12 protein-coding genes are annotated in these 12,563 nt (G+C 34.6%); 4 read left to right on the top strand and 8 right to left on the bottom strand.

The features are described 5' to 3' along the window. Positions 1–71 precede the first annotated feature (71 nt). The 5 genes from trpS to WHA_RS03615 form a co-directional block, all read right to left on the bottom strand. Positions 72–1,070 (bottom strand): tryptophan--tRNA ligase, encoded by a 999-nt coding sequence (gene trpS, locus WHA_RS03635; protein ID WP_006280207.1) that lies wholly within the window; start codon positions 1,068–1,070, stop codon positions 72–74. Between the two features lie 17 nt (positions 1,071–1,087). After that, on the bottom strand, positions 1,088–1,657 hold the full coding sequence (locus WHA_RS03630; protein ID WP_015589209.1) for a nucleotide exchange factor GrpE: 570 nt from the start codon (positions 1,655–1,657) through the stop codon (positions 1,088–1,090). 61 nt (positions 1,658–1,718) lie between these two features. Further along, positions 1,719–2,705, bottom strand: coding sequence for a polyprenyl synthetase family protein (locus tag WHA_RS03625; protein ID WP_015589208.1), 987 nt, complete (start codon positions 2,703–2,705; stop codon positions 1,719–1,721). Positions 2,706–2,715: 10 nt separating this feature from the next. Then, on the bottom strand, positions 2,716–3,036 hold the full coding sequence (rpsP, locus tag WHA_RS03620) for a 30S ribosomal protein S16 (RefSeq protein ID WP_006279266.1): 321 nt from the start codon (positions 3,034–3,036) through the stop codon (positions 2,716–2,718). A gap of 400 nt (positions 3,037–3,436) precedes the next feature. Then, positions 3,437–5,245, bottom strand: a complete 1,809-nt coding sequence (locus WHA_RS03615) for a peptidylprolyl isomerase (RefSeq protein ID WP_015589207.1) — start codon at positions 5,243–5,245, stop codon at positions 3,437–3,439. Positions 5,246–5,576: 331 nt separating this feature from the next. Here WHA_RS03615 and WHA_RS03610 point away from each other — a divergent pair, with 331 nt between their 5' ends. After that, on the top strand, positions 5,577–6,179 hold the full coding sequence (locus tag WHA_RS03610) for a cell cycle transcriptional regulator TrcR (RefSeq protein ID WP_015589206.1): 603 nt from the start codon (positions 5,577–5,579) through the stop codon (positions 6,177–6,179). Positions 6,180–6,378: 199 nt separating this feature from the next. Then, positions 6,379–7,782: a transcription termination factor Rho gene (gene rho / locus WHA_RS03605; protein ID WP_007549497.1), complete on the top strand. Its 1,404-nt coding sequence runs from the start codon at positions 6,379–6,381 to the stop codon at positions 7,780–7,782. A gap of 166 nt (positions 7,783–7,948) precedes the next feature. Here rho and WHA_RS03600 read toward each other — a convergent pair whose 3' ends face one another. Both WHA_RS03600 and WHA_RS03595 read right to left on the bottom strand, forming a co-directional pair. Then, positions 7,949–8,425, bottom strand: a complete 477-nt coding sequence (locus WHA_RS03600; RefSeq protein WP_006279800.1) for an RDD family protein — start codon at positions 8,423–8,425, stop codon at positions 7,949–7,951. A 22-nt stretch (positions 8,426–8,447) separates the two neighbouring features. Next, the gene (locus WHA_RS03595) at positions 8,448–8,984 is read right to left on the bottom strand and encodes an RDD family protein (RefSeq protein WP_006279799.1); all 537 of its coding nucleotides are present in this window, start codon (positions 8,982–8,984) and stop codon (positions 8,448–8,450) included. A gap of 145 nt (positions 8,985–9,129) precedes the next feature. On the opposite strand from WHA_RS03595, the gene icd reads away from it, so the two are divergent. Continuing rightward, positions 9,130–10,566, top strand: coding sequence for an isocitrate dehydrogenase (icd, locus tag WHA_RS03590; protein WP_015589205.1), 1,437 nt, complete (start codon positions 9,130–9,132; stop codon positions 10,564–10,566). Between the two features lie 27 nt (positions 10,567–10,593). Further along, entirely contained in the window at positions 10,594–11,232 is a 639-nt protein-coding gene (gene nth, locus WHA_RS03585) for an endonuclease III (RefSeq protein ID WP_006279797.1), read from the top strand. A gap of 117 nt (positions 11,233–11,349) precedes the next feature. Here nth and dapE read toward each other — a convergent pair whose 3' ends face one another. Then, positions 11,350–12,546, bottom strand: a complete 1,197-nt coding sequence (gene dapE, locus WHA_RS03580; RefSeq protein ID WP_015589204.1) for a succinyl-diaminopimelate desuccinylase — start codon at positions 12,544–12,546, stop codon at positions 11,350–11,352. Positions 12,547–12,563 lie beyond the last annotated feature (17 nt).

Raw genomic sequence — 12,563 nt, 5'->3', positions numbered from 1 at the left:
TCATCCCGCTACGTGTTAGCGGCTGAGATACCGCGGCGGTATGACGGTTCGCACCATCACACTTTGGAACCTTACAGATATTGAGCAAATCCAATAATATCCTTGATTTCTTTTATATTATGGGTTGCAATTTCTGCTGCTTTCTTTGTGCCTTTTTTTAATATTTCATGTAAATGGAATTGGTCTTTTAAAAGATCATTCATTTTCTCACGTATGGGTGATATAACACTGATAATTAAATCAGCTAACTCTTTTTTGAAGTGCTTCATGTCATGTTTGTTCACTTCTTCACATACTTTTTCTGCATTTACATTACTAAGCACTGAATAAATGTTTATCAAATTGCTTATTTCTGGTCGGCACTTTAAAGTAGCAAAGCCTAGAATTGAATCTGTTTTTGCTTTTTCTATTTTTTTGACAATTAAGTCATCCGTATCATCAAGGTTAATGCACGAATGTTCTGAAGGATCAGATTTACTCATCTTGCTTGTGCCATCCCTTAAGCTCATTATCCTTGATGTGCAATCCAAAGTTAAGATTTCAGGTACGATGAAATAATCCAGCTTATAATGATTGTTAAAAGCTGATGCAATATCACGTGCAAGCTCCAAATGCTGTTTTTGATCATCACCAACAGGAACGTATTTAGTTTGATACAACAATATATCTGCAGCCATAAGTACTGGATAACTATATAATCCAAGAGAGGCTTTTTGTTTATCGCTGCCAGCTTTATCTTTAAATTGAGTCATGCGATTAAGCCAACCAATTGGTGTATAGCATCCAAGCAGCCAGCCCAGTTCTGCATGACCACTAACTGTGGACTGACTAAAAATAATGGACTTTTCTGTATCTATTCCGCATGCAATATAAGCTGCTGCTGTTTTGAAAATATTACTTTTTAATTCACTTGCGGGAAGCTTATTTGCTGTGATTGCGTGTAGGTCGACAATACAAAAAAGAGATTTGTATTTATCCTGTAAGTCTATCCACTGTTTGATTGCACCAAGATAATTACCTAAATGTAGTACGCCACTTGGCTGGATACCTGAAAAGACAATACTTGTCATTATACATTTACCTCATGCTAATCGCTTCCACAATCAGCAGATTTCTTAGAAAGAATAACCATTGCAGGACGGAGCAACCTATTTTTGATAGTATAACCAGTTTGTAGTACTTCTACAATGGTGCCAGGCTTTTTTTCATTGTCTTCTCTTTCCACAACAGCTTGGTGTAAATTACTATCAAAAAGCTCACCAAGTGGATCTACTTCCTCTATTTCATGTTTTTTTAGATCATTTATAATTTTTTGATAAGCTACTTTAATCCCCTCATGAACAGGATCACCGTCTTTCAAAATTTCCATTACTCTTTTTAAATTGTCGCACGAGTCGATCATATCACGTGCAAGTTTTGTGACTGCGTAGTCACTTGCATCGCTAATTTGCTTTTGCATTATACGTTTGACGTTTTCATTATCTGCAACAGCACGGCGTAAATGATCTTCAAGCTGAGCTGCACGTTCTTTTAATGTATTGAGATCTTCATTTAAATCATCAGTCTGCTTATGGTTATCACTTTGTTGGTCGTCACCTTTCTGCCTACTTACCATATCAGCAAACTTCTTCTTTTTCTCTTTACTGCTATCTGACATATTATTACCCTTAAGAATCTAATAAATATATAGCAATTAATTCGAAAATATCAAGCGCCAGCTACATTCGTCTTTCTATGCTCGCATTTAAAAAGTCAATTAAAGTAGTTTTATAAAAAGAATCAGAAAAAGTACTAATATCATTTTGTGCCATATTAATGTAGTGTCTAGCTTTTTCCATAGAAAGCTGAATGGCATTATGGTGATTAATATAGTGTAATGCTTGGTCAAAATTGTGTCTAGCTGAAGAAAAGCATTTTTCCCAGAATTTTTGCTCTGCTGGACTGCCCTTTTCGTATGCTATAATAGCAGGTAAGGTGACTTTACCTTCGAAAAAGTCTTTTCCGACTTGCTTTCCAGAAGTGCCTTGATTAGCAGTATAATCGAGCATATCATCAACTATTTGAAATGCCATACCAAAATTAAAACCAAAATTCTTTAGCCTCTCTGTTTCGTCATTTGTTGCGCCAGATACTGTTGATGCAGCTTCACAGCATGCAGAAAATAAAGATGCTGTCTTTTCTCCAATGATATCAAAATAATTTTCCCTGACTGTGTGGGGGTCAAAACGTGCTGTCATCTGCTTTATTTCACCCTTCACAAGTAAATGCGATGCTTTAGATAAAATAGAGAGAATATTTAAATTTCCACACTCTATAAGCCATCTAAATGCTAGAGTCAACAATAGATCACCAACTAAAATGCTTGATTTATTTCCCCAAATCTTATTCGCTGTTTTAACTCCATGGCGTGCCTCACTTTCATCGAGCACATCATCATGAAGTAAAGTAGCATTGTGTATAAACTCTACCGATGCAGCAACGTTGATCCTATTCTCCCCAGAATAGTTTAGCATTTTACATATAATAAAAACTAGTTTAGGCCTTATTTTTTTTCCACCTGACCTAACAAGATGAGATATAATATCAGTAGCAAGCTTAGCATCTTCATCATTGACATTTTTGAAGACAAAGTCATTCATAGCTGACAAATCAGAAGATACAATATCGTCTAATTTATCGCTGTTTGTTAAATCAGTATTTAGCATTTTAAGAGACTTATGCCTCTTGCCCTTGTGCTTTCTCGTTCTCTACTTTCTTCTTTTCTGTTTTCTTTGGTTCTGTTTCTAAAGTTACTATGCCTTTTTTGATAAACCACAGTACTCTTTCAGTTGCCTGCGCGCCTACACTTAGCCAATGTTTTAATCTATCAGCTTTCACCACAACACGATTTTTATTGTCTTTTGGTAACATTGGATCATATTGTCCTATTTTCTCAATAAAACGCCCATCTCTTGGTGCTCGTGAATCAGCTACAACTATCCTATAAAAAGGGCGTTTCTTTGCGCCAAACCTCGCCAACCTTATTTTAACTGCCATGTTAACCTTTATTCATATATTAGCCACAATTTTATACAATGAGCCGTTTTAAGTCAAATGAATTATACAACTTTTGCACCTTATATATAATTACCAATAATGTAGGGCAGTGCCGGGCGCACAGCTATACGAACATTCATTTTTGAAGGTAAATTGCACAGCAAATGGTGTCATTCCAGTGCTTGACACTGGAATCCAGCCTTTTTTTAATCATTAAAACGTTGTATTTTAACATAAAACGGCTACTTTTATGCTTACCAACTTAATAAAATTCCTGGATCCCAGTGTCTGGGCACTGGGATGACATCCTTTCTAGTGAAGATTGCTCTCAAATCGCAATGTTCGTACAGTTGTGTGTCTGGGCACTGGATGCGTTTGAAGCAGCTTATAAGATTTTTGATTATATATCATCAAGTATAGCGTGATTAACTTCGACTTTATACTTTGATTCCAGATAGCTAATTAATTGCTCTTTTAGCGATATCATCACACGTTTTCCGGTGTCAAGCGTGTTTAATTTGCCATTTGATGAATGCATTTCTTTTAGAACACCTATTATAATTTCATTATTGTATTGAATAGGATCTGTCACTGAACCAGTTGTTTTCATATTGAAAATCTCTTCTACAAAAGAAAAGGGGTAGTTTTGTTGATCCACTTTATTGCGGTGCATCTGCTGACCTTTAACTAATTCCACACCTTGAATTTCTTCCAAATCTGTTTTTTCTCTTAGTTGAACTGCAACCTCTTGCCCGAATTTAAACATTCTTTCTTTTATAAACTCACTACGCCAAAGCTCTACCGCTAATGCCTTGCCTTCTTCAAAACTTTGCAATTTGGGTGGAAAGATATCGACGATTTTTACACTAACAACGGCGTCCCCAACGCCCTTAAAATAACCTTTCTGATCCTTTTCTCGCGAAAAAATGAAAGAAATCAAATCACCAGAATCTCCTACGTTATTACCGCTTTGATCTTTTCCACTCGCATCTACTGGACCAATAGTTTGTATAGGTAAATTATATTCACTCAATATTTCTTCAATTTCTGAACCATTGTATATCTTATAGTTCACTTGGTTTATGAAATCATTGACTCTTTCAAAAGACTTTTGGTTAGTTAGAACTGACTTTATGTCTTTTTTTAAATCAACTAAGTCTTCATCAGAGATTTGATGCGCACTTTCCACTTTTACTATGTGCCAACCAAAACTGCTTGCTAAAACTTCACTTACTTCACCTACTTTAAGAGCAAATACCTTCTCTCTCACGTCTTCTGGTAAAAAATCCTTAGTTATATTATTTACTCTAGTTTCCTCAAGTTTTGCTTTGCCAAACTCTTCTACTATCTGTTCAAAGCTTGTTTTACCCTCCTCAAATGCTCTTCTTGCTGTCTCAGCTTCTTCTTTGGTAGAAAATATTGCATTGAATATATCTCTTTGATTTTTAAGTTCTTGTTGTTCTATTATACCATCAACTTCTTCATCTGAGATCTTGATTTGATCTTCAAAATACTTTTGGCCTAGGGAAATATATTGCGCAGTTCGATACTCAGGATAATAAAAATGGGATTTATTTCTTTCGTACAAATCAAGTAAGGCTTGATCATCTGGTTCAGGAATGTTTGTAACTGCATCTTCAGTTATTTTAACAATATCAACTACTCTAGTTTGGTAGCGACTTTTGTATATCTGCTCATCAATTTTCTCGCCAAAAGTTACTGGATAATTATCTTTAAATAATGAAGTCATGAACATCATTGCAGGCAGGACTTTCTCTAGCTTTGCTATATACTCTTTCTCTGTCATATGCAGGTCATTTAGCGTTTCATAGAATTTATTTTTGTCAAATTCACCTTTATCATTTTGAAAGTATTTGGTGTTTTTAATATGGTTTTTTATAGATTCTTCTCCAACTGTCAACCCCAGCTCACTAGTTAGGTTAAACAATAGTTTTTGCTCTATAAGTGCGTTAAGCAAATCATATTTCAGCTTTTTTACTTGTTCTCTACTCGCATCAGATCCAGAAATTTGCTTTTCATAATTTTGATATAGTGATTTATACTCATCTGACATTATAACTTCTTTTCCAACCCTAGCTACCTCTTCTTTTTCATCATCACCTGATAAAAGGTTGCCAATTCCCATGAAGATTAACAAGCAAGCTAAAAGGACAACGGTTACTTTAGTGAAAAAATTTTTAACATTCATTTTAAACCCAGTTAATTAATGATTAATTATAGAATAGTGATAATTTAATGCTTGTAAACCTGTTGCTTTATTAGCTAATATATATAATATTACAATATATTAACTTAAAATTTAACTCTCTAATCTTAAATAGGAACATATGTTTAACTGAGTTATACTATACCTTAGGAAGGGGAAATATTTTGTTTGAAATATGCTTAAAGGTAAGCGCATTTAATTAACTTAAGAGGTGGGAAATGACAAACAAAAAGTTATTGAATGACAAAATTAATGCTTTTTTAGTTTTAATAGTTTATATTTTAGCTCTGTATAACAGTAAGGGATACTTTAAATGGGAGATGCTTTTTTGATGTCAATGGAATCTTCTAAGGGCAATAACGATAGAAATAAACAGTTTCTAGTGCAAATAGCTGCTTGGTTAGTAGACAACACTGGTTTAACTTTTAATCAAATAGCACAATGTTGCAGATTGGCCCTTGAAGAAGTACAAGACATAGCTGATGAGGAAATAGGAGTAGAAAAATATAACCCTATTATTTCTGGAATAATTACTGAAAAAGAAATCGATGATTGCAAAAAAAATCCAAATCGTGTACCAAATTTGATTATAAAAAATATAAAAAAAAGGAGTAAAGCGATTGGTAGCATTCTTGGCTTTGCCTCTACGGCAAGACGTAGAGATAAACCTGATGCGATTTATTATTTAGTAAAAAAATTTCCTATCTTGGACAATAACGTTATAGCTAAATTAATTAGTACAACAAATTACACAGTTGAGCAGGTAAGAGATGGATCTCATCATAACATGCAAAATATAAAACCCCAAGATCCTGTACTACTCGGCTTATGTAGTCAAGAAAATTTAGAAGCAGAAGTGGAAAAAGCAAAAGTAGAAGAGGAGAAGCAAGAAAGGTTAAAAAAATATAAAGAATAGCTATTGAAAATCCTCAAATTTTTGTGCTTTGTTAACATTAAATTAACTTGACTTGCTAGTGTTTATTAGTATAATGTAAGTAAAGTACGGGGTTTAATGATAATTAAGCTTAATACGCACTGAAACTAACTCAGCCTAATTTATTATCTTATAGTCACATTTTAGGTTAGTAAGCATCAATTAAAATTTTTGGAGGATTATGACAACAATCAATGAAGATGTTTTGGCAAAAGGAAAGGTTACAGCTCAACCTGAAAAAAGTGAGCAAATTTACAATAACGATACAGTAAAACAGATGGTCAATGAAGGTACTGAGAAAAACAGAAAAACATTAGATCTGAGCGAATTAAAAGAGAAAACAGCAGAAGAATTGTTAGAGTTAGCTGAAGAAAGAAAAATTTCAACTAACGGTAAAAGCAATGGTAGAATGCTAAAGCAGGAAATAATATTCAGCTTAATGAAAAAAATGAGTGAAGAAGGAGGCATAACCACAGGGAGTGGAATAGTGGAAATATTGCCTGATGGTTTTGGTTTCTTACGTTCAGCAAGTGCAAATTATGCCCCAAGTACCGATGATGTTTATATTTCTAACGGGCAAATAAAGAAGTTTAATTTACGTACAGGAGATATGGCATATGGAGAAATAAGGCCACCTGGTGATAAAGAGAGATATTTTACTTTAACTAAGGTTCAAAGTATAAACTCTACTGAAGTAAGTGAATTAAGAAAGTACGTCCATTTTGATAATTTGCTTCCTCTTTATCCTGAGGAAAGCATAGTACTTGAGTGTAATAATGGTGATGATAAAAAAGGCTTAAGCATGCGTGCTATAGATATAGTAGCTCCTCTTGGAAAAGGGCAAAGAGCGTTAGTAGTTGCTCCACCTCGCACAGGAAAAACTGTATTGCTTCAGCAAATGGCTAACTCTATAGCTATAAATCACCCTGAAGTAGAATTAATAGTGTTACTTATAGATGAAAGACCTGAAGAAGTAACAGATATGATACGTTCTGTAAAAGGTGAGGTAGTAAGTTCTACGTTCGATGAGCCTGCTTACCGTCACGTACAGCTTGCTGAAATAGTAATAGAAAAAGCTAAAAGAATGGTTGAGCATAAAAAAGATGTGGTAATTCTACTTGACAATATTACTAGACTTGCACGTGCTTATAATGCGGTTATTCCTTCGTCTGGGAAAGTTCTAACTGGTGGTGTAGATTCAAACGCACTGCAGAGACCAAAACGCTTTTTTGGAGCAGCTCGTAATATTGAGAATGGGGGTTCTTTAACTATAATCGCCACAGCTCTTATAGAGACTGGTTCAAAAATGGATGAAGTTATTTTTGAAGAGTTTAAAGGTACAGGAAATGCTGAGATCATACTTGATAGAAAACTTTCTGATAAACGTATATTTCCAGCTATTGATATTACAAAATCCGGAACAAGGAAGGAAGAGCTATTAGTTGATAAGGCTATACTAAATAAAATATGGGTGGTGCGTAGGATACTCAATCCTATGGGACCCGTTGAAGCAATGGAATTTTTACGTGACAAACTACTTTTAACAAAGAGCAATGCTGACTTTTTTAACTCCATGAATCACTAAAAGTAAGCCAGTTATGATGGATATGCTGAGCAAAAAGTAAAACGCTCTTATAGCTAAAATAATTTGGATTTACCAAAATATATTTATAGTTAAGTTGGCAATTTACCTTAAGTTAGCGCGTGACACTGGAATGACACCCTTGGTGGCAGACAGCTAAAGGAAAATATCAACTAGGTTTATAATCTATCACTACCGTGTTTGCAATTTTGTCGTGAAAAGCTTGTTTATGTTCATCACCTACTGCACATACTAAAACTAAGATTAGTATAGCTAAGAATAAAATGGGATTACAAAGTGATATGCAATAAATTATAAAAAGAGCTATAGTCCTTTTCATTGCTTGCATTGTAGTGATTGACTCAAATGTATCTTTGTCTTTTACACGCATGCTAAATAACAAGTGTCCTGGAGTGCCGCCAAATTTTACTAGCATGAATATATGAAATATACATGGTATCATTAAAAATAAAGAAAATACAATCGTGGTGATTACAATTATTGCACCCATGATCCCTTGTATTGCGTGTGTAAGTGAGAAACCCACCGCCATTAAACCAAATGGTATTGCGATAAATAAAATACAATCAACTATAAATGCTAGAGTACGTCTTGTCATCGTTGAGTAGTTTACTTTTTTATCCATGTACTACCTATAAAGAAAAATATCAACTAGATTTATAGTCTATCACTACTGTTTTTGCAATTTTATCGTAAAAAGTCTGTTTGCGTTGATCAAATACTGCAAACAAAAATAAAATTAGCACAATTAAAAGATATAGAAAAGTATAACCATGATAATGCAGATGAAGCAAAAAGCGAAAAATAATCCAGATGCTTCCCTTAGAAATACATCTTATTGTTGCTTGCATAAGGGTAACATTTGTAAATGTATTAGCATCTTTAATATGCATACCACACAATAGTTTTCCTGGGGTACCACCAAGTTTTGTTACCATTAATATTTTGGATATTGTTAGTACTAATGTTGCGACCACTGTAGAAACTATAAATGGTATTTCTGTTGCTAGTTGTGCAAGTTCCTGAAAAGAGTCTTTATCTTGATCTTGTAATGATACGATGAATACACCATAGATAAAACCGAAGATAAAATGAGGGGAAAATATGATGAGGTCAAGTATTTCTGCTACAATACGCCTTGTAAATCCTACATAATTTACTTTAACATTTATTTCAGTATTCATAACCCCACCTATATTTCATAATATCATCATATGATATAAAAATACGTTATTAAATAACCGTAAATATACTAACTTGGGTAATATTAGCTACTTGTGCCACTCTATTATTTAAATTAATATTAAATCATTTATAACTAGGGAAGTTATGTCAACACTAATCACAGTTGCATATGGCGACGGTATCGGACCAGAAATCATGGAAGCGGTGCTGTCGATATTGCGCGAAGCAGAAGCGGAAATCTCAATAGATATTATTGAAATAGGGGAGCGTGTTTACAGTAAAGAATGGTCTCACGGAATTTCTCCAAGTGGTTGGGAATCAATTGAAAGGACAAAAATATTATTAAAATCTCCGACAACAACTCCTCAAGGTAAAGGGCACAAAAGCTTAAACGTTGCACTCAGAAAAAATCTAGGGTTGTATGCAAATATCAGACCATGCATTTCATATCATCCTGTTATAGAAAATAAATTCGATAAGTTTGATATCGTAGTGATACGTGAAAATGAAGAGGACGTTTACACCGGAATAGAGCATAGGCTCACTGGTGACTCTTACCAATGCACTAAAATTATTACTAGATCTGGCTCAGAGAAGATATGCAGGTACGCTTTTGAATATGCAAAAAAACACAACAGAAAAAAAGTAACTTGCCTGACTAAAGATAACATCATGAAAATGACTGACGGAACTTTCCATGCCGCGTTTGATCGCATTGCAAAGGAATACCCAGATATAAAGGCAGAACATTATATAGTTGATATTGGAATGGCGCGTGTTGCAACAGAACCGGAGAATTTTGATGTTATAGTAACCGAGAACTTATATGGCGACATATTATCAGATATAGTCGCACAAACCTCTGGATCTGTGGGGCTTGCCGGAAGTAGCAACATCGGGAATGAATACGCAATGTTTGAAGCAGTGCACGGTTCTGCCCCTGATATTGCAGGAAAAAACATAGCCAATCCTTCTGGTCTTTTAAATGCTGCAGTGCATATGCTAATTTACATAGGTCAAGTGGGTACTGCAAAACTAATCTACGATGCATGGCTCAAGACTTTGGAGGATGGAATACACACTGCCGATTTATATAAGGAGAAAAGAAGTAAACAGAAAGTTGGTACCAAAGAATTTGCAGAAGCTGTTATAGATAATTTAGGAAAGAAACCTGCTGAGCTTATAATTGGCAGTGGTTCGGATAGTAAAATAAATTTGGATAGTAAAATAAATAAAGTACTAGACAATTACGAACAAGATTACAAAGTTAAAAAGCTAGTGGGTAGTGATATAACTCTCGCTTGGGACAAATCCAGTAATGTTGATCAAATAGTAGGATTATTTGAATCAAGTAATCTGCAAATGATAGCAATATACTCAAAAGGACTTGCGATTTGGCCAGGAAACTCAAAACCTTCAAGTGACCAAATAACCTGTAGGTTTATCGCAAATAATGAAAAGCAAGCTATTACAAATAGTGATGTAAATAACTTGCTAATCAAACTCGAAGAACACAATTTTGACGTGGTGAGAATGGACAAATTGTATTTGTATGATGGGAAAGAGGGGTTCTTTGTTTAAATATTTAAAAGAGGTGTGGTAAATGAGATGGACTCAAAAAAAGTAGAACTAATATTTGAAAAGTTTCAACAATCAAATCCTGCGCCAAAAATAGAGCTAAATTATACCAATCATTTTACGTTACTGGTTGCGATAGTTTTATCAGCGCGGACAACTGATGTAAGCGTTAATAAAATTACAAGAGAACTATTTAATATCGCTGATACGCCAGAAAAAATGCTGAGCTTTGGGCAGAGTGAGCTGAAAAAATGCATAAGCAGTATTGGTTTATATAATTCCAAAGCAAAAAATATAATCGGGCTTAGTAAAATATTGGTAGAACGATACAACAGCAAAGTACCTACTAATTTTGATGATTTGGTGTCTTTGCCTGGAGTGGGGAGAAAGAGCGCTAATGTGTTCTTAAATTCGGGGCTTGGCATTCCAACATTGGCAGTTGATACTCACGTTTTTAGAGTGAGCAATAGAATTGGGCTTGTGAAAGAAAAAGATGTGTTTAAAACAGAGCAATCTCTTTTAAATGTGGTTCCCAAAAAATACCTGCTTTATGCTCATCATTGGCTAGTTTTGCATGGTAGATATGTTTGCAAAGCACAGAAACCTTCGTGTGAAACGTGCATAATTCATGATTTATGTGAATTTGAGTGCAAAAGGTATAAAGTCTAGTATTTCTTCTTTTGTCATCCAAGTAGCTATAGAAACGAAAAAACTTACTTGACACATTTTGCTGGAATGACACCAGTTGTTATTCAGACAACAGTTATGCAAGAGATCTGATTACATCTAAGCTAACAATGGACCACTAGATATATTCCTAACCACGTTGACCTGATTCAATATTTTATTAGTGGGATTGAAATAATTTTCTATAAATTCCTTATATATAGCTGTTAACTTGTGTATATCGTTTACTGATACGCATTCGTTTATCTGATGTGCGGTTTTGTTGATTATACCAAATTCAATCACTGGACAAACATCTTTGATAAACGCAGCGTCAGATGTGCCACCACTTGTGCTAAGTATAGCATCAATGTTGGTAACCTTACTTATTGCATCAAGCATAATATCAGTATTTCTATCGGGAGTAGAGAGGAAAACGTCCCTGCTGCTATGCACAGAAAGTTTATAATCGCTAGTTACACTGGAGCATATTTCATCAATCAGCTTATATAAGCCACCCGGTGTTTGTTCATTGTTATATCGAATGTTAAAACGTGTAGTTGCTGAGCCAGGTATTAGATTGCTAGTATTATTTCCAACATCGATAGTAGTAACTTCGCAATGTGAAGGCTGAAAATATTTATTACCATGATCAAAAGTAGTATTTTTTACCTTACTCAATATCGATATTACCTTATATATTGGATTGTCTGCTAGGTCTGGGTAGGCAACGTGCCCTTGTTTTCCATGGCAAATTAATTCAAATGTTACAGAACCTCTTCTGCCTATTTTTATGGTATCACCTAATTTCTCACTACTGGTTGGTTCGCCAACCACACAAAAATCTATCTTTTTCTGCTTATTTTTCATCCATTCCAAAACTGCCTTTGTTCCATATTCTTCCATGCTTTCTTCAGCACTGGTAATCAATGCACTTATCGAACCATTAAATTGAAACTTCTCTGCAATCAAATTTACCATAGCAGCAATAAATGCAGCTACTCCGCTTTTCATATCAGCGGCCCCTCTTCCATATAGCATTCCATCCCTTACTTCTGGATTAAATGGACCAAATGCCCAATCTTTTAACTGACCCGGTGGTACAACATCAACGTGCCCAGCAAAGCACAAATTTGGTACTCCATTTATATATTTCGCATAAAGATTTTTAACTTTATCACCAAATTCTAAAATCTCACAATCAAAGCCGCTCTTCTTGAAGATTGTTGCTATATACTCTATTGCCCCGCTGTCTTCTGGTGTTATACTCTCAAAAGAGATCAATTTCCTAGTTAGCTCTACAGGGTCAATTTTCATGTCAATCTTAAAATACT

The sequence above is a fragment of the Wolbachia endosymbiont of Drosophila simulans wHa genome, assembly GCF_000376605.1.
GTDB lineage: Bacteria > Pseudomonadota > Alphaproteobacteria > Rickettsiales > Anaplasmataceae > Wolbachia > Wolbachia pipientis.
The sequence above is the reverse complement of the archived record's forward strand: the minus strand, read 5'-3'. Positions and strand labels throughout refer to the sequence as shown.